Annotated in this window: 23 protein-coding genes; 8 read left to right on the top strand and 15 right to left on the bottom strand. The window is 55.7% G+C overall.

The window, feature by feature from the left end; all coding sequences use genetic code 11:
* Nucleotides 1–19: 19 nt before the first annotated feature.
* The 3 genes from USH94_RS06525 (at nucleotide 20) to bioD (ending at nucleotide 3,093) form a co-directional block, all read left to right on the top strand.
* On the top strand, nucleotides 20–952 hold the full coding sequence (locus tag USH94_RS06525; protein WP_111965728.1) for a LysR family transcriptional regulator: 933 nt from the start codon (nucleotides 20–22) through the stop codon (nucleotides 950–952).
* Nucleotides 953–1,046: 94 nt separating this feature from the next.
* Nucleotides 1,047–2,267 (top strand): sugar metabolism global transcriptional regulator Mlc, encoded by a 1,221-nt coding sequence (mlc, locus tag USH94_RS06520; RefSeq protein WP_111965729.1) that lies wholly within the window; start codon nucleotides 1,047–1,049, stop codon nucleotides 2,265–2,267.
* 130 nt (nucleotides 2,268–2,397) lie between these two features.
* Nucleotides 2,398–3,093 (top strand): dethiobiotin synthase, encoded by a 696-nt coding sequence (bioD, locus tag USH94_RS06515; protein WP_111965730.1) that lies wholly within the window; start codon nucleotides 2,398–2,400, stop codon nucleotides 3,091–3,093.
* Here bioD and clcB read toward each other — a convergent pair.
* The 8 genes from clcB to USH94_RS06475 form a co-directional block, all read right to left on the bottom strand.
* Nucleotides 3,028–4,338 (bottom strand): voltage-gated ClC-type chloride channel ClcB, encoded by a 1,311-nt coding sequence (gene clcB / locus USH94_RS06510; protein WP_111965731.1) that lies wholly within the window; start codon nucleotides 4,336–4,338, stop codon nucleotides 3,028–3,030. The two genes, bioD and clcB, sit on opposite strands and share 66 nt — an antisense overlap.
* A 102-nt stretch (nucleotides 4,339–4,440) precedes the next feature.
* On the bottom strand, nucleotides 4,441–5,589 hold the full coding sequence (osmV, locus tag USH94_RS06505) for an osmoprotectant ABC transporter ATP-binding protein OsmV (protein ID WP_111965732.1): 1,149 nt from the start codon (nucleotides 5,587–5,589) through the stop codon (nucleotides 4,441–4,443).
* The gene (gene osmW, locus USH94_RS06500) at nucleotides 5,589–6,236 is read right to left on the bottom strand and encodes an osmoprotectant ABC transporter permease OsmW (protein WP_021241193.1); all 648 of its coding nucleotides are present in this window, start codon (nucleotides 6,234–6,236) and stop codon (nucleotides 5,589–5,591) included. Before osmW ends, osmV begins: the two co-directional genes overlap by 1 nt.
* Nucleotides 6,237–6,244: 8 nt before the next feature.
* Nucleotides 6,245–7,144 carry an osmoprotectant ABC transporter substrate-binding protein OsmX gene (osmX, locus tag USH94_RS06495; RefSeq protein WP_111965733.1) on the bottom strand — a complete coding sequence of 300 codons (900 nt, stop codon included), beginning with the start codon at nucleotides 7,142–7,144 and terminating at the stop codon, nucleotides 6,245–6,247.
* Nucleotides 7,145–7,162: 18 nt separating this feature from the next.
* Nucleotides 7,163–7,873 (bottom strand): osmoprotectant ABC transporter permease OsmY, encoded by a 711-nt coding sequence (gene osmY / locus USH94_RS06490; RefSeq protein WP_111965734.1) that lies wholly within the window; start codon nucleotides 7,871–7,873, stop codon nucleotides 7,163–7,165.
* A gap of 276 nt (nucleotides 7,874–8,149) precedes the next feature.
* Nucleotides 8,150–8,887 (bottom strand): YoaK family protein, encoded by a 738-nt coding sequence (locus USH94_RS06485; protein WP_111965735.1) that lies wholly within the window; start codon nucleotides 8,885–8,887, stop codon nucleotides 8,150–8,152.
* Between the two features lie 159 nt (nucleotides 8,888–9,046).
* The gene (locus USH94_RS06480; protein ID WP_111965736.1) at nucleotides 9,047–9,670 is read right to left on the bottom strand and encodes a glutathione S-transferase family protein; all 624 of its coding nucleotides are present in this window, start codon (nucleotides 9,668–9,670) and stop codon (nucleotides 9,047–9,049) included.
* Between the two features lie 143 nt (nucleotides 9,671–9,813).
* On the bottom strand, nucleotides 9,814–10,368 hold the full coding sequence (locus tag USH94_RS06475; RefSeq protein ID WP_258525067.1) for a VOC family protein: 555 nt from the start codon (nucleotides 10,366–10,368) through the stop codon (nucleotides 9,814–9,816).
* Nucleotides 10,369–10,377: 9 nt separating this feature from the next.
* Here USH94_RS06475 and USH94_RS06470 point away from each other — a divergent pair, with 9 nt between their 5' ends.
* Nucleotides 10,378–10,938 carry a TetR/AcrR family transcriptional regulator gene (locus USH94_RS06470; RefSeq protein ID WP_111965738.1) on the top strand — a complete coding sequence of 187 codons (561 nt, stop codon included), beginning with the start codon at nucleotides 10,378–10,380 and terminating at the stop codon, nucleotides 10,936–10,938.
* A gap of 54 nt (nucleotides 10,939–10,992) precedes the next feature.
* On the opposite strand, the gene asd is transcribed toward USH94_RS06470, so the two are convergent.
* From asd to USH94_RS06455, 3 genes are all read right to left on the bottom strand, one after another.
* Nucleotides 10,993–12,111: an aspartate-semialdehyde dehydrogenase gene (gene asd / locus USH94_RS06465; protein ID WP_111965739.1), complete on the bottom strand. Its 1,119-nt coding sequence runs from the start codon at nucleotides 12,109–12,111 to the stop codon at nucleotides 10,993–10,995.
* Between the two features lie 305 nt (nucleotides 12,112–12,416).
* Nucleotides 12,417–12,734, bottom strand: coding sequence for a YebG family protein (locus USH94_RS06460; RefSeq protein ID WP_059365166.1), 318 nt, complete (start codon nucleotides 12,732–12,734; stop codon nucleotides 12,417–12,419).
* A gap of 70 nt (nucleotides 12,735–12,804) precedes the next feature.
* Entirely contained in the window at nucleotides 12,805–13,158 is a 354-nt protein-coding gene (locus tag USH94_RS06455) for a helix-turn-helix domain-containing protein (protein WP_111965740.1), read from the bottom strand.
* 337 nt (nucleotides 13,159–13,495) lie between these two features.
* Here USH94_RS06455 and USH94_RS06450 point away from each other — a divergent pair, with 337 nt between their 5' ends.
* On the top strand, nucleotides 13,496–14,671 hold the full coding sequence (locus USH94_RS06450; protein WP_111965741.1) for an efflux RND transporter periplasmic adaptor subunit: 1,176 nt from the start codon (nucleotides 13,496–13,498) through the stop codon (nucleotides 14,669–14,671).
* 24 nt (nucleotides 14,672–14,695) lie between these two features.
* Entirely contained in the window at nucleotides 14,696–17,851 is a 3,156-nt protein-coding gene (gene oqxB / locus USH94_RS06445) for a multidrug efflux RND transporter permease subunit OqxB (protein ID WP_111965742.1), read from the top strand.
* A 68-nt stretch (nucleotides 17,852–17,919) separates the two neighbouring features.
* Here oqxB and USH94_RS06440 read toward each other — a convergent pair whose 3' ends face one another.
* From USH94_RS06440 to USH94_RS06430, 3 genes are all read right to left on the bottom strand, one after another.
* A complete protein-coding gene (locus USH94_RS06440; protein ID WP_029739386.1) occupies nucleotides 17,920–18,399 on the bottom strand; it encodes an RrF2 family transcriptional regulator in 480 nt (159 codons plus the stop codon).
* 137 nt (nucleotides 18,400–18,536) lie between these two features.
* On the bottom strand, nucleotides 18,537–19,925 hold the full coding sequence (locus tag USH94_RS06435; RefSeq protein ID WP_111965743.1) for a sensor histidine kinase: 1,389 nt from the start codon (nucleotides 19,923–19,925) through the stop codon (nucleotides 18,537–18,539).
* Nucleotides 19,925–20,602, bottom strand: a complete 678-nt coding sequence (locus USH94_RS06430; RefSeq protein ID WP_111965744.1) for a response regulator transcription factor — start codon at nucleotides 20,600–20,602, stop codon at nucleotides 19,925–19,927. Before USH94_RS06430 ends, USH94_RS06435 begins: the two co-directional genes overlap by 1 nt.
* 203 nt (nucleotides 20,603–20,805) lie before the next feature.
* Here USH94_RS06430 and USH94_RS06425 point away from each other — a divergent pair, with 203 nt between their 5' ends.
* Entirely contained in the window at nucleotides 20,806–21,642 is an 837-nt protein-coding gene (locus tag USH94_RS06425) for a MipA/OmpV family protein (RefSeq protein WP_111965745.1), read from the top strand.
* A gap of 107 nt (nucleotides 21,643–21,749) precedes the next feature.
* Here the strand turns inward: USH94_RS06425 and USH94_RS06420 are convergent, their stop codons facing one another.
* Nucleotides 21,750–22,298, bottom strand: a complete 549-nt coding sequence (locus tag USH94_RS06420) for a hypothetical protein (RefSeq protein ID WP_223582071.1) — start codon at nucleotides 22,296–22,298, stop codon at nucleotides 21,750–21,752.
* A 257-nt stretch (nucleotides 22,299–22,555) separates the two neighbouring features.
* Here USH94_RS06420 and USH94_RS06415 point away from each other — a divergent pair, with 257 nt between their 5' ends.
* A complete protein-coding gene (locus tag USH94_RS06415; protein WP_111965746.1) occupies nucleotides 22,556–22,981 on the top strand; it encodes a VOC family protein in 426 nt (141 codons plus the stop codon).
* Nucleotides 22,982–23,143: the final 162 nt, after the last annotated feature.

The raw sequence follows: 23,143 nt of genomic DNA, 5'->3' as shown, positions 1-23,143 counted from the left end.
CAAATGATACTTTAGAAATATGAATATCGAGCTGCGTCATCTCCGCTACTTTGTCGCCGTCGCCGAAGAGCTGCATTTTGGCCGCGCGGCGGCACGGCTAAACATCTCTCAGCCACCGTTAAGCCAGCAGATTCAGATCCTGGAGCAGCAGGTCGGGGCGCGCCTTCTGGCCCGCACCAACCGCAGCGTGAGCCTGACGGCGGCGGGTAAGCAGTTTCTGAACGACAGCCGACAAATTCTGAGCATGGTCGATGACGCCGCCGCTCGGGCAGAACGGCTCTATCTCGGGGAAGCCGGAGAGTTGCGCATCGGGTTTACCTCGTCCGCGCCGTTTATCAGCGCCGTCTCTGAAACCCTGTCGTCATTCCGCCGCCATTTCCCGGATGTTCACATTCAAACGCGCGAGATCAACACCCGCGAGCAGATCGCGCCACTGAATGAAGGCTCGCTGGATCTGGGGCTGATGCGTAATACCCAGCTGCCGGACTCGCTGGAGTGGGAGGTGATCCTGCGTGAGCCGCTGATGGCCATGATCCCGCACGATCACCCGCTGGCGTCGCGTCCGGCGGTTTCGCTGGCAGAGCTGGCAAAAGAGCCGTTTGTCTTTTTTGACCCGCAGGTTGGAACGGGTCTGTATGACGATATTCTGGGGATGATGCGCCGCTACGATCTTGCCCCGGTCATCACCCAGGAAGTCGGGGAAGCGATGACGATTATCGGCCTGGTCGCCGCCGGGCTGGGCGTCTCTATTCTTCCAGCCTCCTTTAAACGGGTACAACTGCGCGAAATGCGCTGGGTAACCATTGCCGAAGAGGATGCCGTTTCAGAGATGTGGCTGGTCTGGTCAAAACATCGAGAACAGAGCCACGCCGCGCAGCGCTTCAAACAGCAGTTGATGAACGCCTCTGCCGGGCAGCATTTTCAGGCAAAAGTGGGCAAAAATGTGCGGTAAATCACATGGCTAAGTAAATATTTGACGGCAGCCATACAAGTGCTTCACCATAGCCAACAGTTTATTTCGAAGCTCGAAAATAAGGGAGTACGAGGTGGTCGCGGATAGTCAGCCAGGGCATATTGATCAGATTAAGCAGACCAACGCTGGCGCGGTGTATCGCCTGATTGATCAGCTTGGTCCGGTTTCGCGTATCGATCTTTCGCGCCTGGCACAGCTGGCACCTGCCAGTATCACCAAGATAGTCCGCGAGATGCTGGAAGCACACCTGGTTCAGGAGACGGAAATTCAGGAGCCGGGCAGCCGTGGCCGTCCGGCCGTTGGGCTGGTGGTGGAGACGGAGGCCTGGCACTATCTGTCGTTGCGCATCAGCCGGGGGGAAATCTTCCTTGCGCTGCGCGACCTGAGCAGCAAGCTGGTGGTGGAAGACCGTCTTGAACTGCCGCTCAACGCCGAGGAGTCGCTCCTTGAGGCGATTGTCTCGCACATCGATCGCTTCTTTATCCGCCATCAGCAGCGCCTTGAACGCTTAACGGCGATCGCCATCACCATGCCGGGTATTATTGATACCGAAAATGGTATTGTTCACCGCATGCCGTTCTACGACGATGTGAAAGAGATGCCGCTGGGAGAGGTGCTGAAAAACCATACCGGCGTGCCGGTCTATATTCAGCATGACATCAGCGCCTGGACGATGGCGGAAGCGCTGTTCGGCGCGTCCCGGGGCGCGCGGGATGTGATTCAGGTGGTTATCGACCATAACGTCGGCGCGGGGGTGATTACCGACGGACGGCTTCTCCACGCCGGAAGCAGCAGCCTGGTGGAAATCGGCCACACCCAGGTCGACCCGTACGGCAAGCGCTGCTACTGCGGGAACCACGGCTGTCTCGAGACCATTGCCAGCGTGGAAAGCGTGCTGGAACTGGCGCAGGTCCGGCTCAGCCAGTCCATGAGCTCCTCGCTGCACGGACAACCCTTAACGGTGGATTCTCTCTGCGCCGCCGCGCGCCAGGGCGATCTGCTGGCGAAGGACATTATTACTGGAGTAGGGAATAACGTTGGCCGCATTCTGGCCATTATGGTGAACCTCTTCAACCCGCAAAAAATTCTCATTGGCTCACCGCTGAGCCAGGCGGCGGAAATCCTCTTCCCGGCGATCTCGGCCTGTATCCATCAGCAGTCGCTTCCCGCCTACAGCAAAAATATTGCGGTAGAAAGCACCCAGTTTTCCAACCAGGGCACGATGGCAGGCGCGGCGCTGGTCAAAGATGCCATGTATAACGGCTCGCTGTTGATCCGCCTGCTACAGGGTTAACTCTTTTCCGCTGATGTAAGAAAAATTGCGCTATCTCAAGCCGGGTAGCGCATGCATCCCGTAGACTTCCTCCACTGAATTATTTACCTGGTTTATATTTTCGAAGCATACCCAAGAGGTGGAGTGAGTCATGCTTAAGCGTTTCTTTGTTACTGGTACAGATACCTCTGTCGGCAAGACCGTCGTATCCCGCGCATTGCTGCAGGCGCTGGCAGCAAGCGGTAAACGCGTGGCAGGGTACAAACCGGTCGCAAAAGGCAGTAAAGAGACGCCAGAAGGATTGCGTAATAAAGACGCCCTGGTGCTGCAAAGCGTCTCGTCACTGGAACTGCCTTATCACGCGGTCAATCCCATTGCGTTAAGCGAAGAGGAGAGCAGCGTAGCGCACAGCGGCCTGATTAATTATCCCCTGTTGTCCGACGGACTGGCGAACCTGAGCGAGAAGGTTGACCACGTAGTGGTTGAAGGGACGGGCGGCTGGCGCAGCCTGATGAATGATTTGCGCCCGCTGTCTGAATGGGTTGTGCAGGAGCAGCTTCCGGTGGTAATGGTGGTAGGGATCCAGGAAGGGTGCATCAACCACGCGCTGCTGACGGCGCAGGCGATTGCCAATGACGGCCTGCCGCTGATTGGCTGGGTGGCAAACCGCATCAACCCGGGCCTGGCGCACTACGCCGAGATTATTGACGTGCTGAGCACCAAACTGCCTGGCCCATTAGTCGGCGAGCTGCCTTATTTGCCACGCGCCGAGCAGCGCGAGCTAGCGCAGTACATCGATCTCTCTGCCCTCGGTGGCGTGCTGACCGTAGATCGAGTCGTGGCGTAACGTCCGCGACAATACGGACGCCACCACGCAGGCGACCAGCAAACCGGGCAGTAAAAAATACTGTCCGGTCATTTCACAGACCATCAGCGCCGACATAATGGGCGCATGCGTGGTCGCGGCGAGTAGCGTTGCCATCCCTGCCAGCCCCAGCAAAATAGCCGTTTCAGAACCCGGCAGCCACAGCGCGAAAAACTGCGCGAATAGCATGCCTGTTGCCATGCCGACAAACAGCGTGGGCGTGAACACCCCGCCCGGCGCACCCGATCCGCTGCTCGCCAGTACAGCCAGCAGCTTACAGATGAACACTCCGGCAATCACCGACAGCAGCGGCGGCGCGAGCAGAAAAGCCTGAACCACGCTGTAGCCATTCCCCCACACCTTCGGCGTCAGAAGAGACAGCAGCCCAACGATCGCACCGCCCAGCGCTAATTGCCACGGAGGCGAGAGTTTTAAGTGCAGGAAAAGACCGTGGCTGAATGCCATCAACCACATCAGCAGCGGTCCGCAAAGCCCTGCCAGCAGCCCCATGGCGACCAGCAGGGCATAATCGGCTGCGGTGAGTGTGCCGCTCAAATGGACCGCGTAGAGCGTGCCGGTACCCGGCGCCAGGAGCTGCGTGGTGAGCAGCGCCACCACCGCCGCGATAATGACGGGGCCGAGCGAGGCCAGCATCAGGGTGCCAAACAGAATCTCCGCAATAAACAGGCTTCCGGCTAATGGAGCATGGTAGGCGCTGGCCATCCCGGCCGCTGCGCCGCAGGCGATCCATAACTTCCATTCGGACTTGGGCGTAAAGCGCCGGGCAAAAAAGGAGGCGGCGAGGGCAGCAAGCAGGATCATCGCCCCTTCACGCCCGATTGCGCTTCCGCTGGCAACGACAAGCAGAGAGGCAAGGGATTTAACCAGGCTGGCGCCGTAGTCAAACTGACCGTCGCCCGTCTCCAGCGCTTCCATGTAATCGGTAGGGGCATGTGGCCGCTGAGCGGTCAGGCGCTGCCATCCCCAGAGCAGCAGCCCGGCAGCCAGCCCTCCCAGCGCGGGCGTCAGCGCGCGCCGCCAGGGTGAGAGCGACGCGGCGGCATTCACCAGGCTGCCGCTGTCGTTGCTGAGAAGCAGCCACTCCAGCAGATACATGCTGTGGCGGAACACCGCAACAGCCAGCGCGGCCAGCACGCCGGTGACGGTAGCAATCAGCAGTCGACGAAACATCGCGCGGATGTCTGGGTACGTATGAAGACGTTGCATGGGTCGCGAGTAAACGGGAAAGATACAATATTGTGGCGGGAAATCGCGGGGGTAGCAAAAGGTATGCGTGCGGAAAAGCCGGGCGATGCCCGGCCAGAAAGGTTAGCTGTCGGTGTGAATATTCAGCGCCCGGCGCGTACGACCTGAACTCAGATACTCGGCAATATAGTCCTGAGAAATCTCGCCGTTGTAGCGCCCGTCCTCATCTACGATCGGCATCCAGCTGGTGTTGCTCTCATACAGGCGTGACAGCACCACGCGCAGGTTGTCTTCCGCCTTGCCGGTCATGCGGAACGGATGCAGGATGTCGGCGCAGGTCCCGCTGGCGTTACGCGCTTCGCGACGCTTCACAAAGCCCAGCGGCTTGCCGTGCTCGTCGACTACGGTAATTGCGCGAATATCATTATCATCCATGGTCGCAAAGGCTTCGGAAAGCGGAGTAGAGCCCCGCACCGTAATGGTCGGCTGCTGGTCGGTGACGTCGCCCGCCGATACCAGCAGCAGGCGCTTCAGGGTGCGGTCCTGACCGACAAACGAGCCGACAAACTCGTTTGCTGGTTTCGCCAGCAGTTCGTCCGGGCTGGCGCACTGCACGATTTTCCCCTGACGGAACACCGCGATACGGTCGCCGAGCTTCAGGGCTTCGTCGATATCGTGGCTCACCAGCATGACGGTTTTTTTCAGCTTGCGCTGCATCTCCAGGAACTGGTTCTGGATCACCTCGCGGTTGATCGGGTCCACCGCGCCGAAAGGTTCATCCATCAGCAGTACCGGAGGATCCGCCGCCAGGGCGCGGATCACGCCGATGCGCTGTTGCTGGCCGCCGGACATCTCGCGCGGATAGCGATTCAGGAACTTATGCGGATCCAGCGCCACCATATCCATTAGCTCTTCGGCGCGGGTTTTGCAGCGCGCTTTATCCCAGCCCAGCATGCGCGGCACGACGGTAATGTTCTCTTCGATGGTCATGTTCGGGAACAGGCCAATCTGCTGGATCACGTAGCCAATGTTGCGGCGCAGTGTGACGGTGTCCATCCCGCTGGTGTCTTCGCCGTTGATCAGGATCGTCCCGCTGCTTGGGGTAATGAGGCGGTTAATCATCTTCAGTGTGGTGGTCTTCCCGCAGCCGGACGGGCCCAGCAGCACACACATTTCCCCTTCAGGCACGTTCAGGTTGACGTTGTCGACGGCCTTAAAGGTCTGGCCGTGCTTCTGTGAAAATTGTTTGGTGAGGTTTTCCAGTTTTATCATTATCGAATCCCCTTCGGAGTCAGAACCACCTGCAGACGGTGCAGCAGCCAGTCGAGCACAATCGCTAAAAGACAAATCATCAGCGCGCCCGCAATCAACATGCGGATATCACTTCCGCCGATGCCGTTGAGCAGCAGCAGGCCCAAACCGCCCGCGCCGATCACCGCGGCAATCGCCATCACGCCGATGTTCATCACCACGGCGGTGCGGATCCCGCCGAAAATCACCGGCAGCGCCATCGGGATTTCGACCCAGCGCAGGCGCTGCCAGAAGGTCATGCCGATGCCGCGTCCGGCTTCACGCAGGCCCGGCGGCAGGCTGTCGAGCGCCGTATGGGTGTTACGCACAATCGGCAGCAGCGAGTAGAGAAATACCGCCGTGATCGCAGGCAGGGCGCCAATTCCCTGACCGATCAGCGAAAACAGCGGGATCATCAGGCCAAACAGCGCAATGGACGGGATGGTCAGCACGATGGTGGCAATCCCCAGCACCGGCGTCGCCAGCCACCTGTGGCGGACAATCAGAATGCCCAGCGGTACGCCGATGAGAATGGCTAAGCCCACGGCCAGCGCCACCAGCCACAGGTGCTGCAGCGTCAGGGTTAAGAGGTAATCCCAGTTGTCCAGAATGTAGTGAATCGTCTCCATAGTGCCTCCTACAGCAGCTGTTTGCTACGCAGGAAATCGCGGGCGACCTGCTGCGGTGACTGATGGTCGATATCCACCTTTTTGTTTAGCTCGGTGATAACGTCGTTGTTGAGCTGGGCCGAGAGGGTGTTGAGCGCCTCTTCCAGGCCGGGGTTGGCCTCCAGCGTGTCTTTACGTACCACCGGCGTCACCGCATAGCTCGGGAAGAAGCCTTTATCATCTTCCAGCACCTTGAGGTCGAAGCCCTTCACGCGGCCGTCGGTGGTATAAATCAGCCCGGCGTCGACGAAGCCGTCGCGCACCGCGTTATAGACCAGTCCGGGGTCCATCTGACGGATCTGCGGGCGGTCCAGGTCCATCTTATAGGCGGCCTGAAGCGGCTTCATACCGTCGCTACGCCCGGCGAATTCCAGGTCTAAGCCCAGCAGCCAGTTTTTGTCCGGGTTGGTTTTACGGACCTGCTCAATCTTGGCCACCATCTCCGACATGGTGTTGATATGTTCCGCCTCGGCGCGCTTGCGCTGCATGGCGAACGCATAGGTGTTGTTCATGTCGGCGGGCTTGAGCCAGACCAGACCGTGCTTCGCGTCCAGGCGTTTCACCGTCTCGTAAGACTCTTGGGGCGACATGCGCTTGTTGATGTGGTTAAAGATGATTAATGACGTGCCGGTGTACTCCCAGGTCATATCAATCTGCTTGTTGATCATCGCGTTGCGGGAGATCACCGTGGCGATATTGGTTTGCGGCTGCACCTGGAATCCTTTCTTCTGCAGGTACTGCACGGTCATCGCCGAGAGAATGTGCTGCTCGGTAAAGCTCTTGGTTGCCAGAATCAGCGGGGCCGCTATCGACTGGCTGGTAAACAGCGCCGCGGCACACAGCGCCGCCAGGCCGGATATCAGTCTCATAAAAGCTCCTTGTTATTGTTATCGGGGGAGATGGGGACTCATCACGCGACCCAGCGCCGCCAGCAGGGTATCGAGGATCAGGGCGAACAGGGCGGTGGCAGCCGCGCCGAGGATCAGGGTCGGGAAATCGTTCAGGTAAATGCCGGGGAAAATTAGCTCGCCGTAGCTGCTGGCGCCAATCAGGAACGCCAGCGGCGCGGTACCAACGTTAATGGCGGTCGCAATGCGAATGCCGGAGAGCATCACCGGCCAGGCGGCAGGCAGCTCAACCTGGCGCAGACGCTGCCATTTGGTCATCCCGATGCCGTTTGCCGCTTCCAGCAGCGACGGCGGGACCGAGCACAGCCCGGCATAGGTATTGCGGACGATCGGCAGCAGCGAGGCGAGGAACAGGGCGATAATGGCGGGCGTATCGCCAATGCCGATCACCACCATCGCCAGTGCGAGCACGGCCAGCGGCGGCAGCGTGTTGCCTACGTTGAAGATTTGCATCACATATTCGGCGATACCCCGTGCGGCCGGGCGGCTCAGCAGAATACCGGCCGGAATACCCACCATCAGGGCAAAGAACATTGATGAGAAAACCAGAATCATGTGCTGTTGCCCGAGGTAGACCAGGTCAACCTGACGCGCCTTGATCGTTTCCAGTCCGATACCCCAGACGAGGAGGGCGAGGACCACGATAATGGCGCCGACAAACAGCAGCGAACGTTTGAGTAAAGGGTGCATTGCGGTGTGTCTCCCTGTGCGCATGCGTTATAGCAACCACCGGTTGCCTGTTGTTATGCCATGTTTCGGCAGGGGTATTTCACCTATAGCAAGCGTTTGGGAAGGGTTCCAGCGAAGGGGTAAAATCAGTAACCCTATGAAAACAGTGGCAACCTTAAGCCAGGCCTTACGGCGAAAGGCCTGATTGTGTGGCGGGCAGAATAGTCCTAAAGCGAATCTTTAGATGTGACAACGTCACATCTAAAGAGATCTTACACCGAAAAAAGGTCATTATCTTCATAGAGTGGCACGCACCCGTCGAACCCGCGACGAGACGGTGATAATTGATACCACGGCGACAACCGCAAGCATCAACCCCAGCGCCAGCATGGCGTTGAAGCCAATCCATCTGAACAGCAGCAGCCCCGCGATACCGCCCGTAATGAACGAAAACAGGGTGGTTAAGTGGGTTTTTAGCTGACTTTTTTGCGCCGCCGTATCTTTGGAGTAATCCCTGCGCAGCATCGCGACCATTACGGAGGCCAGGGAAATCCCCGCGTCCGTTAGCGTGCCGGTAATGTGCGTCGATCTCACTCGTCCGCCGGAAAGCTGCGTGGAGGTGGAATTATGAATGCCCATCAGAAAGCAGAGAAAAAGAATAATTTCGCGGTTGTTGTTGAGCGCATGGAAATACATTTCGTAGAAGGAAACGCCGGTCAGTAATATCCCCTCGACAAAAAGGATCTGGCAAAAAACCAGCCTGACGTTATGGATAATACCCCATATGACAATTGTGCGCGCAATAATGGCGCCAGCCACAAATGAGAGAATAATCGAGCCGAAGAAAATAATATCGCTCAGATCGGTAGAAGAAACTTCGCTGGATAACTGTGAGGTGTTGCCGGTCATGTGTGAGGGAAAAAAACCAAATGCCCCAAGGGCGATGGCGTTAAGCAAACCTGCCGAGGTCGCCAGCCAGAGAGCAAGCCGGCGATCCTCCTTATGCGTTCGTTCTTTCTTGAGTCTTATCAGCAAGAATACCTCCGGGTTGAGCTTTGCCTGCCTATTCAGGCTAGCAAAGCGATTCAACGGGCTGTCCAGGATATGGCTTAATTATTATTCCCTCTGACGACTTTCAGGGTTTCGTAATTAAATAAAACAGCCTCGTTGCGGTATTCATTCAGGCATTAAGTTTTACACCATACCGTTATTGCCGTGACGCAAAAATGCCGGACGCTGGTTAAGGCGCTCGAACCACGCCTCAATGGCGGGCACGTCTGGCTTATCAAACGGCGTCATTTTCCAGCGATTCACCGACAGCCCAAGCACCACGTCCGCAAGGGTAAACGTCTCGCCCGCCGCAAAAGCCCCGGTGCGCTGCAGCTGGTTTTCCAGAATGGTGATGCAGTGGTTCCACTCTTTGATTCCCGCCGCAATGCGCTCAGGGTCGTTAAAGTCCGGGTTTTTACGCCCCAGGGCCGGGAAGACATAGCGCCAGGCGTTGTTAAATTCAGTGGCCTGCCAGTCCATCCAGCGCTCAACGTTGGCGCAGGCCTGCGGTTCTGTGGGCAGCAGATCGTGACGTTCGGCCTTGCGCGCCAGATAACGGCAGATGGAATTGGACTCCCACAGCACGAAATCGCCATCAATCAGCACCGGCACCATGGCGTTGGGGTTCAGTGCGCGGAAGGCATCCGTTTCCGTCGAGGCAAAACCGCTGCCGTAATCTTCCTGCTGATAGGCTATGCCCGCTTCTTCGCAGGTCCAGAGCACTTTACGAACGTTGATGGAGGTGGTTTTGCCGAGGATGCTGATCATTGCGCAGGTGTCCTTTAATGGATGTTATTGTTTAAAAACAATACACCAGATGTGCCGGAGAGGTTGGGGCAAAATTTGGTGGGGGCAACTGAAGGTAGTAGTGCGAAGCACTTTCGGAGAGCACTTCGCAGTCTAAAACTGATTTAAACAGGCTGTTGGCTACAGTGGCTGGTATAGAAACTTATACCGTTTCCATCCGGATCCTGCAGGGAAAAATAATGATGTCCAAATAGCGTTTCCTGCGCAATTTCCTGAGCTGAATATCCCTTTGCGATGAGGCCAGTTCGATACGTTTCAAGTTCCGATCTGGAATGGCCCGCGATCATGAGATCAATTTTTTCTGCAGCAAAATCTGGCCGCTGACCAACGCGGCTGATATGCAGACTCTGCGTTTCAGGCACATCCTTTTCGGTCAACAATAAATGGGTGCCGCCGCGTAACTCAATAATCGCCATGCCCGGAAATTTGTCGAGCGCACGCAGGCCTAGCCCCTGGTAAAATGCATAGCTGGCATCAACATCGTTCACTTTCATCACAAAATGTGCGAGTGCTGCAGAGGGTAATAATTCATTCATTTTCTTGCCTTTCATAGGTTTATCAGGAAATGAACGCATTGCAATCTTGTCGGGCAAGGCTTGCAGTGCTAATGTGACTGGCCAGTCGAAAACATTATCCGACTGATCAGTCGAATTAAGCAAGGGGAAATCGTGACGCGCAAAAAAGAAATCGATCGGGAGCTGGTTTTAGATGCTGCTGAAAGCATCATCCTTGAGTCTGGAGGGCGCGTATTTACGCTGGATGCCGTCGCGGAACGTGCTGGCATCAGTAAAGGCGGCCTTGTGTATACCTTTTCATCAAAGGATGGCCTGATTTACGCCGTGCTTGAGCGCGAAGTGACGCGTTTCCAGCAGGCAGTCAGTCAGCGTCTTACAGCTACCGCCGCAGGGCCACGAGAATTAATTCTTGCGCACATCGAGGAAGCGCTGGAGGAAGAGGATGCTGTAACACAGATGGCGGCGTTTCTTATTACGGCTCTCGTGCATGCGCCAGGTATGCTGGCGCCCGCTCGCAACCTGTATCGCACACTCCTCGAACCGCTACGCGAGGCTGGAGAGGAGATGGCCGATGTCAGGCACGCGTTTCTCGCTGTAGAAGGCATATTCCTGCTACGCGGACTGGGGCTCGCTGATATCCCGGCAGGCGAAATAAAATCGGTATTGCGTCACGCGCGTGAAATGACTTTGGCGGCGTTGGCACGAACCTGCTGAGACAATACAATAAAAGCACCTGTTCAATAGATGCTTTTATTCAGAAAATATGTCTTAGATTTTGCCCAGCAGAATATTCAACATGCGGCGCAAGGGCTCCGCCGCTCCCCACAATAGCTGATCGCCAACCGTCAGAACCGAATATATTGGATCGTTGTTGAGAGACATTTTCTTGTAACGGCCAATACCAACCTGAAGCGAACCGCTGATATAAGCCGGGGTCAATTTACTGACGCTTTCAACCTTGTTATTGGGCACATAGTTAACCCAGGGATGAGAATGCGTCACTAACGCTGCAAATTCTTCTTCGCTGACGTCACGCCTGAGCTTCATGGTGATTGCGGCGCTGTGGCAGCGTATCACGCCAACACGAATACACAATCCATTTACCGGGATCGCACCAGGAGACAAACCAAGAATTTTGTTTGTTTCGGCTTCACCTTTCCACTCTTCACGGCTATTACCATCCCCTAAATCGCTGTCAATCCACGGTATAATGCTGCCCATTAAAGGCGCGCCGAAATTCTGTATCGGCATGTCAGCGCTATTAATTAACGCACTGACTTTATTGACTAAAGGCAGCACTGAACCTGATGATGCCAGTTCATCAGAGGACAAATGCTCACTGATCCAGGCACTTTGAACAATTAATTCCCTGACATATTGCGCTCCCGCACCTGATGCAGACTGATAGGTCATAACGCTCATCCATTCGATCAGGTCAGCCTTAATCAACCCTGCCAGCCCCATAAGACTCAGCGTGATGGAACAGTTGCCACCGACAAAAAGTTTAATTCCCTCTTTAACGGCACGATCAATCGTGGGGCGATTGACGGGGTCGAGAATAATGCAGGCTTTCTCATCCATCCGTAGCGCTGAGGCCGCGTCAATCCAGTAGCCTTGCCAGCCACAATTAATCAAAGCAGGATAGATTGCTTTTGTGTAATCACCGCCCTGACAGGTAATGATGATATCCATTTCGGCCAGGTCACTGATAGAATTAGCATCTTTGAGTGTGTAGCTGACGCCGCCAATGACTGGACCGGCGGCCCCGGCGCTTGAAGTACTGTAAAAATGCGCTGAGATATCGTCGAAGTCGTTCTCTTCGACCATTCTCTGTAATAAAACAGAACCAACCATTCCTCGCCAACCAACAATACCAACCTGCTTCATTTGTTTAGCCTTATCAACGTTACAAGAATGTTAATTTCCGCAGCAGGTTATATCTCATCCAAACATGAAGATCACTACGAACTGCAGCTAATTCCTTCATTATTAAAATGTTTCATAAGACATCAGCAATATTTATACCTGATGCAGCCATCAGTTAAAAAACGATCGCAGGCATGACGTGCAATGACTGTCAATTAAGAATGAAAGAGCAATTATTAAGAAACGAATCTCTGGCAAAGGGGGAGCCCGGAATTGGCTGCCGGGCCTGGTGAATAGTTCAAAATTGGTGATGATTGTTCAGACAATCAGGCCGCCTTCACTGCCCTGATTTTTTTCGTGTCAGCCGCATCGGATTCTGTTTTATCCGCTACCGCTGGAGCAGTGAGATCGGGAAGCTTGCTGGTACGAAGAATATGCTGCACGGTCTCTTTCTGCTCGGCGAGATACAGGCCAAGATTTTCAGCCTGCGTTTCATCCATCTGCATTCCGCTTTGCAACAGCCAGTCGGTGAACGCGTCGGCCATATCAAGCAGCTTGTCATGAGCGTCAGCCTCTTTCTTACTGGCAAATGTCATTTTCTCTTCACCTTTTCTTACGACAACAAATTTTGTTTCAACAGCCATCGTTCACCTCGCTATACTGTATTTATATACAGTATATCAGCAACAGATCGATGTTGCAGCAAAATATGCATTACTGGCGAAGCTGCTGCGTTTCGGGGCCACCTATACTGCGCCGCCATGCCCCAGGCGCCTGACCATACTGACGCTTAAAGCTGCGGTTGAAGGACTGCTGGGAGTCAAAGCCCAGCGCGATCGCCACGTTCAGAATCGGTTCGTCGCTGTGGGATAACCGCTCAACCGATTTTTGCAGCTTTTGCGCACGAATATACCCGGCGAGGGGATAGCCCGTATGCTCTTTGAACAGGCGCTGGAGGTGCCATTTCGAGTAGCCGGAACGCCTGGCGACGGTCTCAATGTCCAGGCGACTGTCCAGGTTGTTGGCGATCCAGTCGAGTAAATCATGCATAAATGCGCCAGTGTTCATCTGGTTACCCCCACGCAGCGGATGAAAAAGTATCTTTGTCTGTTGCATTTAAAGGTGGCGCGTTTTTTCAGTAATTGCAAGTTTTATTGTTGCATTTAAATCCCTGACCGAAACGGGTCTTTTCACATCCGCTCAAATAGCACATAAAGTGCAACAATTATTCTTGCACTTAGTTAAGCGCCTTCCTACAATCGCCGCGAATAGTGTATTCGCAACTGTTACAGTTTTGTGGCGATGAACGACACAAATGGCCTGAAGACAGCCCCCGGACAAAGGAAGTGGCGCGGTGCCTCCTGCTGCGTCTTGCCCGGTGGCGACAATTACTGGAATAAAAATAATGAGCCTGCAAAAAACCTGGGGTAACTCTCCTCTGAGCGCGCTGGGGGCAATATTGCTCTCCGTGCTGCTCGTCGGATGCGATAACAGCGTCGCGCAAAATGCCGCGCCACCTGCGCCTGCCGTGAGTGCCGCTGACGTGGTGGTGAAATCGATTAGCCAATGGGATAGCTTTAACGGCCGGATTGAAGCGGTGGAGAGCGTTCAGCTGCGCCCGCGCGTTTCCGGCTACATTGATAAGGTGAATTACACCGACGGCCAGGAAGTGAAGAAGGGCGAGGTGCTGTTCACCATTGATGACCGTACCTATCGCGCCGCGCTGGAACAGGCGCAGGCGAACCTGGCAAGAGCCAAAACGCAGGCCAGCCTCGCGCAAAGTGAGGCTAACCGTACCGATAAGCTGATCAATACCCATCTGGTCTCACGGGAAGAGTGGGAGCAGCGACGTTCGGCTGCCGTTCAGGCGCAGGCCGACATTCGCGCCGCGCAGGCGGCGGTTGACGCAGCCCAGCTCAACCTGGACTTCACCAAAGTGACCGCGCCTATCGACGGTCGCGCCAGCCGGGCGCTGATCACCAGCGGTAACCTGGTGACTGCGGGCGATACCGCCAGCGTCCTCACCACGCTGGTCTCGCAGAAGACGGTGTACGTCTACTTTGACGTGGACGAGTCAACCTACCTTCACTACCAAAATCTGGCCCGCAGCGGGCAGGGGGCGTCCAGCAATCACACGGCGCTGCCGGTTGAGATTGGCCTGACGGGCGATGAGGGCTATCCCCATCAGGGCAAAGTGGATTTCCTGGATAACCAGCTCACGCCGAGCACCGGGACCATCCGCATGCGCGCGCTGCTGGATAACTCACAGCGTCAGTTCACGCCGGGGCTGTTTGCCCGCGTACGCCTGCCGGGCAGCGCGGAATTCAAAGCCACGCTGATTGACGACAAGGCGGTGCTGACCGATCAGGATCGTAAATACGTTTATATCGTCGATAAAGAGGGGAAAGCACAGCGTCGCGACATTACGCCGGGTCGTCTGGCAGACGGTTTACGCATCGTGCGGCAGGGGCTGAATCCTGGCGACAAAGTCATCGTCGAGGGTTTACAGAAAGTGTTTATGCCGGGTATGCCGGTTAACGCCAAAACCGTTGCCATGACCGCCACCAGCGCCCTCAACTGATCCCTTGACCTGAGAATCCAACCCATGGACTTTTCCCGCTTTTTCATCGACAGGCCGATCTTTGCTGCCGTCCTGTCGATTCTGATTTTTATCACAGGGCTAATCGCCATCCCGCTGCTGCCGGTGAGCGAATACCCTGACGTCGTGCCGCCAAGCGTGCAGGTGCGTGCGGAGTACCCGGGCGCTAACCCGAAAGTGATTGCCGAGACCGTGGCGACGCCGCTGGAAGAGGCGATTAACGGCGTCGAGAACATGATGTACATGAAATCCGTCGCGGGCTCGGACGGCGTGCTGGTGACCACCGTCACCTTCCGTCCGGGGACTGACCCGGATCAGGCGCAGGTTCAGGTGCAGAACCGCGTCGCGCAGGCCGAGGCGCGTCTGCCGGAAGACGTGCGGCGTCTGGGCATTACCACCCAGAAGCAGTCGCCCACGCTGACGCTGGTGGTGCATCTGTTTTCGCCAAACGGTAAGTACGATTCGCTGTATATGCGCAACTACGCCACGCTGAAGGTAAAGGATGAGCTGGCGCGCCTGCCCGGCGTCGGCCAGATCCAGATTTTCGGCTCCGGCGAGTACGCGATGCGCGTCTGGCTGGACCCTAATAAAGTGGCGGCGCGCGGGCTGACTGCCTCGGACGTGGTCACGGCGATGCAGGAGCAAAACGTACAGGTTTCCGCCGGTCAGCTTGGCGCCGAGCCGCTGCCGAAAGAGAGCGACTTCCTGATCTCCATTAACGCCCAGGGGCGTCTGCACACCGAAGAAGAGTTTGGCAATATTGTCCTGAAAACGACGCAGGACGGTACGGTCGTCCGCCTGCGCGACGTGGCGCGGATTGAAATGGGGTCCGGGAGCTATGCCCTGCGTTCCCAGCTGAACAATAAAGACGCGGTCGGGATTGGTATCTTCCAGTCGCCGGGGGCGAACGCTATCGATCTGTCTAACGCGGTGCGCGCGAAAATGGACGAACTGTCGACGCGCTTCCCGGCGGACATGAAGTGGGCGGCACCTTACGATCCGACGGTCTTTGTGCGCGATTCGATCCGTGCGGTGGTGCAAACGCTGCTGGAAGCCGTGGTGTTGGTCGTGCTGGTGGTCATTCTGTTCCTGCAAACCTGGCGCGCGTCGATCATTCCGCTGATCGCGGTGCCGGTGTCGGTGGTGGGTACCTTCAGCATTCTTTACCTGCTCGGCTTCTCGCTGAATACCCTCAGCCTGTTCGGGCTGGTGCTCGCCATCGGTATCGTGGTGGACGACGCCATCGTGGTGGTGGAAAACGTAGAGCGAAACATAGAAGAGGGGCTTGCGCCGCTTGCGGCAGCGCACCAGGCGATGCGTGAAGTGTCCGGGCCGATTATCGCGATTGCGCTGGTGCTGTGCGCGGTATTTGTGCCGATGGCGTTTCTCTCGGGCGTTACCGGTCAGTTCTACAAGCAGTTTGCGGTGACGATCGCGATTTCGACGGTGATCTCCGCTATTAACTCGCTGACGCTCTCTCCGGCGCTGGCGGCACTGCTTTTAAAGCCGCACGGCGCGCCGAAGGATTTCCCGACCCGGCTTATCGATCGTCTGTTCGGCTGGATTTTCCGTCCGTTTAACCGCTTTTTCCTCCGCAGCTCAAACGGCTATCAGGGGCTGGTGGGTAAAACGCTGGGACGGCGCGGCGCGGTATTCGTGGTTTATCTGCTGCTGCTTTGTGCCGCAGGCGTCATGTTTAAAGCGGTGCCCGGCGGGTTTATTCCGACGCAGGACAAGCTTTACCTGATTGGCGGTGTGAAGATGCCGGAAGGCTCTTCTCTGGCGCGTACCGACGCGGTGATCCGCAAAATGAGCGAAATCGGGATGAATACCGAAGGCGTGGACTATGCGGTCGCGTTTCCGGGGCTGAACGCGCTGCAGTTCACCAATACGCCGAATACCGGTACGGTGTTCTTTGGCCTGAAGCCGTTCGATCAGCGTAAACATTCCGCTGCGGAAATTAATGCGGAGATTAATGCGAAAATCGCGCAAATCCAGGAAGGCTTTGGCTTCTCCATTCTGCCGCCGCCGATTTTAGGGCTGGGTCAGGGGTCGGGCTATTCTCTGTATATTCAGGATCGCGGCGGTCTGGGCTATGGCGCGCTGCAAAACGCGGTGAACACCATGTCCGGTGCGATTATGCAGACCCCGGGAATGCATTTCCCGATCTCAACCTATCAGGCTAACGTTCCGCAGCTGGACGTCCAGGTTGACCGCGATAAGGCGAAAGCGCAGGGCGTGTCGCTGACCGATCTATTCGGGACGCTGCAAACCTATCTGGGCTCGTCGTACGTCAATGACTTCAACCAGTTCGGACGAACCTGGCGCGTGATGGCGCAGGCCGACGGGCAGTTCCGCGACAGCGTCGAAGATATTGCGAATCTGCGCACCCGCAACAGCCAGGGCGAAATGGTGCCGATTGGCAGTATGGTGAAAATCACGACCACCTACGGGCCGGATCCGGTGATCCGTTACAACGGCTACCCGGCGGCGGACCTGATTGGCGATGCCGACCCGCGCGTGCTCTCATCTGCGCAGGCGATGACGCAGCTGGACGCGATGTCTAAGCAGATCCTGCCAAACGGGATGAACATTGAATGGACGGATCTGAGCTTCCAGCAGGCCACTCAGGGCAATACGGCGCTGATCGTCTTCCCGGTGGCGGTGCTGCTGGCGTTCCTGGTGCTGGCGGCGCTGTATGAAAGCTGGACGCTGCCGCTGGCGGTGATCCTCATCGTGCCGATGACCATGCTCTCCGCACTGTTTGGCGTCTGGCTGACCGGGGGCGATAACAACGTCTTCGTGCAGGTGGGGCTGGTGGTGCTGATGGGGCTGGCCTGTAAAAACGCCATTCTTATCGTGGAGTTTGCCCGCGAGCTTGAAATTCAGGGCAAAGGCATCATGGAGGCCGCGCTGGAGGCTTGCCGCCTGCGTTTACGCCCGATTGTGATGACCTCCATCGCCTTTATCGCCGGGACCATTCCACTGATCCTCGGTCACGGCGCTGGCGCAGAAGTGCGCGGCGTCACGGGGATCACGGTATTCTCCGGCATGCTTGGGGTGACGCTGTTTGGTCTGTTCCTGACGCCGGTGTTCTACGTGACGCTGCGTAAGTTCGTGACGCGCGGGAAAAAAGAGGAAAGGGACGTTCTGCCCGCATAAGGACGTTGCCGATAATAAAAAACCGCCTTCATAGTGAAGGCGGTTTTTTTTTCGCATCAGGTAAAACGTTATGACGTTTTTTGATACTGGGCAATGAGGTCGGGGAGTGGATCCCATCCGCTGCTGTCGGCGTTTTTCACCGCTTCCAGGGCGCTTGCCACGGTATGGCGGGCCAGTACTGCTAACGAAGCCTCTTCGGCTTCTTCAGAAATTGATTTGAAGTACCAGCAGGCGTTGGCGCTGACCACGCAGCGGGCCGGCACGTCAGGGCGGGAGGCCCACAACTTTTTATCTTCGATGACCGAAAGGTAGATGTCGCGCAGGGTGATCTCTTCCGGCGGGCGACCAAGATGAATGGAGCCGTTACGGCCAAGCGTTGAGACGATAATGCCGTCTCGCGTCAGCGGAACCATCAATTTGCGGATGAAGCTCGGGTTCGCTTCCAGACCGTAGGCCAGAATCGCACTCGTCGAACGTTCACCCAATTGCTCCGCCATCGCTACGCTGAGAACCATCTGCAAAGCTGTCGGGAAGCGGTAATCTAACATTTCTCTGTCCTGGGTTGCGGTGAATCTTGTTCTTTTTGGCACCGCAGAGGTGAATAAGCAATAAACAACAATATAACAAACACCGTAATTTTTTTGAAGCAATCTGCGGCATTTGCGATCAAACCCCCTGTTCTGCTTTAGCTAAACGTGCGGTTCGGGAAGTCTACCGTCACCAGGAGGCCACCTTCTGCAGAGGTTGTCAGGTTTACGCTGCTGTTGTGTTGCTGCGCCACCGCTTTAACGATGGCAAGCCCCAGCCCGCTGCCGCTCTGCACCTGATTGGGATCGCGGAAAAAGCGGTCGAACACGCGCTCCTGCAGCTCGACCGGAATACCCGGGCCCGCATCGGAGACGCGCAGCTGGACGCCGCGATCGCCCGCCCGCACGTCGACCTGAATCCGCCCGCCCTCGGGGCTGTACTTCACCGCATTCTCAATAAGATTATCAATCAACGACACCAGGCGTTCCCTGGCGCCGGGGATCCAGACTTCATCCTCGGCAAAGAATTCCAGCTCGATCCTGCGCGCAGACGCTAAGGGTTCCAGCTCGGCCATGCGCTCCTGGACGAGCGTCGTCAGCGGCACGGGCTCCATGACCGTATCAATACTCGCTTCACTGTGCATCATCAGCAGAAGCTGATTGACGAGACGTGCGGCGCGGCTGTTGCTGCGGATCACGCCGGCAAGCAGCTCCTGCTGGCTTTCGCTGATGACCCAGGACTGCAGCGCCTCCACGTTGATGCGCATCGCCGCGAGGGGCGTACGCAGCTCGTGTGCGGCATCCGCGATGAAAACCCGCTCCCTTTCCGCGCTTTCACGCACCCGGGCAAGGAAGTCATTGATCGCGTCCACCATCTGGCGAAGCTCTCTGTGCTTCGGTACGGCTTTTAAAGGAGAGAGATCGTCCGGCGTGCGTAACGTAATTTCATTGACCACCTTATTCCACGGACGCATCGCAATGCGGATGGAGAGCCATGCGGGAAACAGCAGAAAAGGGAAACAAACCAGAAGCGGCAGAATGTAGTATCCGCGCGAGTTCAGGTAGATAAAGAAGTTCCAGCCGCTGGCAGGGGTGAAAAGGGTTACCTCCACGTCGGAGTGGGGCGATTTCAGGGTTCGGCTGGTCCAGATGCGACCTTCACTTTGAACGTGCTCCATTTCGCCTTGTCGGGTATTTGTTATCCCCGCGGGTGCTCCGTCGGATGAAAAAATAACGTTATTATTTTTGCGAACGATGAGGTTAATCGACAGCAGGGGATCTTCCCCTCCGCCGTAACCTTCACGCAGCGCCTTGCTGAAGGCCTCCAGCACGGCGGTACGGTCCTGCGGGCGCCCGTCCATACGCTCAGCCAGGGTAAAAACGGTTTCGTACGTTTTGCTGCCCGTGATGATAGGAGGGCTACGCAGGTCCTCCCACAGAATGAAGGTTAAAAAAAGACACCACAGCAGGGTAAGCAGCAGCATCTGGGCGATGATAATTCGCCGTACCAGAGTCGGTCGCCTCAGGTGATACCAGACGTTTTGCATCAACCGGTCACCTTCTGTATTGAGACGGTATCAATAACGTACCCGACGCCCCGGACCGTTCGCACATAGCCGTCGCCGATTTTTCGCCGCAAATTGCCCATATGCACGTCGAGCGCATTGCTGAGATTCTCTTTGTTGCCGAATATCCTTTCTTCCAGAAACCGCCGGGTCAGCACGCGGTCCGCGCGCAGCATCAACGTCTCCAGCAGCGCGTATTCACTGGCCGTTAAATCGATATGGCGCGCACTCACCGTCACGCGACGCGTCGGTATATGAAGAGAGAGCCCGCGAATTTCTATCGCCTCATTCTCAAAACCGTAGCTGCGCCGTGCAAGAGCCCTCACTCGCGCCAGCAGCTCGGCGAGAATAAAAGGTTTGACGAGATAGTCGTCCGCGCCGGCATCCAACCCCCGCAGGCGATCCTGCAATGTCCCTCGCGCCGTCAGGATGATGACCGGGATCCCCTTGAGCTGCTGACGCAAACGCGTCATCAGGCTCATGCCATCTCCGTCGGGCAGCCCGAGGTCGAGCAAAATAAGTTCCGGCACGCAGACGTCAAGCTGATGCAGCGCATCCTCTTTACGGCGAACCCATATGACGTCAAACCCTTGATCTGATAGAGCGATACGTACGCCATTGCCGAGATCCAGGTCGTCTTCGATTAGTAGAATTTTCACACTGGTAACGGTATCAACCGTGAATGAAGAACATCTTAAGAAAAAAACGGTATCAGGAAATCAGCCTGGTTTACAGCACCTGCTTGCGCTTCAGCGTTTCTTCATTTTCGGCTCATAAGAACCTTAGGGTGAGTATTCAAAATGGGCGTTCTGGCGGTTAACCGCATGCATCGTCATCATTTGAATCCATAAGGACTTCCTTAATGAGAAACATCGAACTGCGTCATACGTTCCCTCATTTACTTTCGGGCCGCTGCCTGAAAACCATCGTGCCGGGCGTTGTTCTGGCGTTACTGGCTACGCCTGTACTGGCGGAAGAACAGCGGCAGGGTAACGTCTTAACTCTGGGGGGCGGCGTGGATGTAGGGCCGCGCTATTCGGGTTCAGATAAAACCCGCGTCTCAGCGGCTCAGGTAGTGGATTATTCCATGGAAAATGGCTTCTTCATCGGCACCACGCGCGGGATCGGTTACGGTAACAATATCGGCAACCTGGATTACAGCGCAGCGCTGAGCTATCGAACGGGCCGTAAGGATAAAGACGTGAGCAGCGATTCGATCGGCTCCGGCAGCGACGAGCTGCGAGGAATGGGGGAGATTAAAGGCTCGGCTATCGTGGTGCCCGGGCTTGAGTACAAGGTGACCGACTGGCTTCACCTGCAGCTGCAGGCTGAGGTACCGGTTTCTGAAAGAGACAACGGTGAAGCGGTACATTTTGGCATTTCCAGCCCGTTCTACACCTCACCAAAAACTGAGGTGGCGCTGGCGCTGACCGGCAGTTGGGGATCGGACAAGTATATGCAGACGTACTACGGGGTAAACGCCGCCCAATCGGCCGCATCGGGTTTTGCCCGACATGACGCCGGGGCCGGGATTTATGCCTGGTCGATGAACCTTGACTGGACCCACAAGCTCACCTCGCGCTGGAGCGTACTTGCCTCAGCGGGTGTGACGCAGCTGACGGGGGATGCAGGGGACAGCCCGATTGTGCAACGCAAAACGTCACCTACGGGGAGTTTGAAGGTGACGTATAGTTTTTAGCTTGTGGTTTTGAGCGTGCACCAGCGGTAATTTAAGCCCCTCCGGTTGAGACGGTGGGGCGGTTTCCCTTACAGACAGTTACAGCACTGCACACATGGTTGACGGATTTATCTAAAGCTCCATTGGGCCGTGATGACAAAAACGGAGGGGATGATAATACCCACATCCATACCAAAATAAGACGTAAAATTATACTGAAATCCATGATATATGTAGGGAGAAAAACCTATCCCTGTTACTTTTTTAAAATCATGGTATGAACCATGGTCGCCACAATCATCGAAAGTATCAAAGAAAAATTCGCCTACATATCCATAGATTCCCTTAAAAACCCAACCGTTATTCCATCCAGCCCAGTCTCTTCTTACACCGGCGGCCAGACATCTGTCATTAAAGCTGTTTTTCATTGTGCCTAGCACAACACTATATTTCGACGTATCCGAGAATTTCCGCTCCACGGATATAAACTTGTTTTCAAAGTTCTCCGTGTATTGTCCGTGATTATTTGTCAGATGATAAACGTATGAGCCAGTGTTAATTGAATACAGATTTATTTCATCTGCAGAGCAATTCAATGTCGCCAGATAAAAACTTCCGCACCAAAGCCATGCGGGGTATCTTTTCAGGACTATCTGCTTATGTGGAATATTATCCATATTCGCTCGCTTTGGCTAACATACTGAAATTTTAAAGGGTGATTTTCGATCTGCAGTTGCAAAAATTTTAGCATATATACGGAAACTTGAGATACTCACGTAATGGGGCGGGGGATGAGATCGCCTTACAGAACATGTTCAGCAAACCATTTCGCCCACACGCTTACAATGCTCAAAATCCGCTTTTTTATGGCCCCTTAATTCATAGCCCCAGGTATAATGTCTGCTCAGAAAAACGGCAAAGAGGAGGTGATAAGATGCTGACATATATCACTATAGGTACAAATGACCTTCAGCGCTCCGTGGCGTTTTATGACGCTGTTTTTAACGTGCTTGGCTATTCACGTTTGCCTGCCTGGACAGAGAGCTGGGCAATGTGGGGAGATGAAAATAATCCGGATGAGGGATTCAGCTTCTGTATTTGCCCTCCTTTTGACGGGCATCCCGCAACGGCGGGAAACGGGACAATGTTCGCATTCCGAGCAGATAACGCGGACCTTGTCAGACGTTTCCATGCGGCAGGACTTCTTGCGGGAGGGAAAAATGAAGGCGCGCCAGGGACACGAACCGCGTACGGCCCCGATTTTTATGTTGCCTATCTGCGCGATCCTGACGGGAATAAGCTGGCATGTGTTTGTCAGCACTATTCGCCGGAAGCAGATGAAAATTCAAAGGAACGATAGTTACTCCATGGATGAAATTTTAGGATGTTTAGCGGGGACGAAATCAGCCGTGCAATAAAGCTATATCAATAAAGGTGTCTACCGCAAATTGTGAAAATAACGCTGTTGTTCCATAGTTGCTGAAGCAGTTTTGAGCGAGGAGTGGACGCTGGCCTTTTATAC

This window comes from Enterobacter sp. 148H3 (genome assembly GCF_034107425.1).
Taxonomy (GTDB): domain Bacteria; phylum Pseudomonadota; class Gammaproteobacteria; order Enterobacterales; family Enterobacteriaceae; genus Enterobacter; species Enterobacter vonholyi.
The sequence above is the reverse complement of the archived record's forward strand: the minus strand, read 5'-3'. Positions and strand labels throughout refer to the sequence as shown.

Excerpts from the sequence above, each read along its gene's own strand:
- USH94_RS06525 (WP_111965728.1), top strand. The coding sequence starts at position 20 with ATGAATATCGAGCTGCGTCATCTCCGCTACTTTGTCGCCGTCGCCGAA.
- bioD (WP_111965730.1), top strand. The coding sequence starts at position 2,398 with ATGCTTAAGCGTTTCTTTGTTACTGGTACAGATACCTCTGTCGGCAAG.
- clcB (WP_111965731.1), bottom strand. The coding sequence starts at position 4,338 with ATGCAACGTCTTCATACGTACCCAGACATCCGCGCGATGTTTCGTCGA.
- osmV (WP_111965732.1), bottom strand. The coding sequence starts at position 5,589 with ATGATAAAACTGGAAAACCTCACCAAACAATTTTCACAGAAGCACGGC.
- osmW (WP_021241193.1), bottom strand. The coding sequence starts at position 6,236 with ATGGAGACGATTCACTACATTCTGGACAACTGGGATTACCTCTTAACC.
- osmX (WP_111965733.1), bottom strand. The coding sequence starts at position 7,144 with ATGAGACTGATATCCGGCCTGGCGGCGCTGTGTGCCGCGGCGCTGTTT.
- osmY (WP_111965734.1), bottom strand. The coding sequence starts at position 7,873 with ATGCACCCTTTACTCAAACGTTCGCTGCTGTTTGTCGGCGCCATTATC.
- USH94_RS06480 (WP_111965736.1), bottom strand. The coding sequence starts at position 9,670 with ATGATCAGCATCCTCGGCAAAACCACCTCCATCAACGTTCGTAAAGTG.
- asd (WP_111965739.1), bottom strand. The coding sequence starts at position 12,111 with ATGAAGCAGGTTGGTATTGTTGGTTGGCGAGGAATGGTTGGTTCTGTT.
- USH94_RS06460 (WP_059365166.1), bottom strand. The coding sequence starts at position 12,734 with ATGGCTGTTGAAACAAAATTTGTTGTCGTAAGAAAAGGTGAAGAGAAA.
- USH94_RS06455 (WP_111965740.1), bottom strand. The coding sequence starts at position 13,158 with ATGAACACTGGCGCATTTATGCATGATTTACTCGACTGGATCGCCAAC.
- USH94_RS06450 (WP_111965741.1), top strand. The coding sequence starts at position 13,496 with ATGAGCCTGCAAAAAACCTGGGGTAACTCTCCTCTGAGCGCGCTGGGG.
- oqxB (WP_111965742.1), top strand. The coding sequence starts at position 14,696 with ATGGACTTTTCCCGCTTTTTCATCGACAGGCCGATCTTTGCTGCCGTC.
- USH94_RS06440 (WP_029739386.1), bottom strand. The coding sequence starts at position 18,399 with ATGTTAGATTACCGCTTCCCGACAGCTTTGCAGATGGTTCTCAGCGTA.
- USH94_RS06435 (WP_111965743.1), bottom strand. The coding sequence starts at position 19,925 with ATGCAAAACGTCTGGTATCACCTGAGGCGACCGACTCTGGTACGGCGA.
- USH94_RS06425 (WP_111965745.1), top strand. The coding sequence starts at position 20,806 with ATGAGAAACATCGAACTGCGTCATACGTTCCCTCATTTACTTTCGGGC.
- USH94_RS06420 (WP_223582071.1), bottom strand. The coding sequence starts at position 22,298 with ATGGATAATATTCCACATAAGCAGATAGTCCTGAAAAGATACCCCGCA.
- USH94_RS06415 (WP_111965746.1), top strand. The coding sequence starts at position 22,556 with ATGCTGACATATATCACTATAGGTACAAATGACCTTCAGCGCTCCGTG.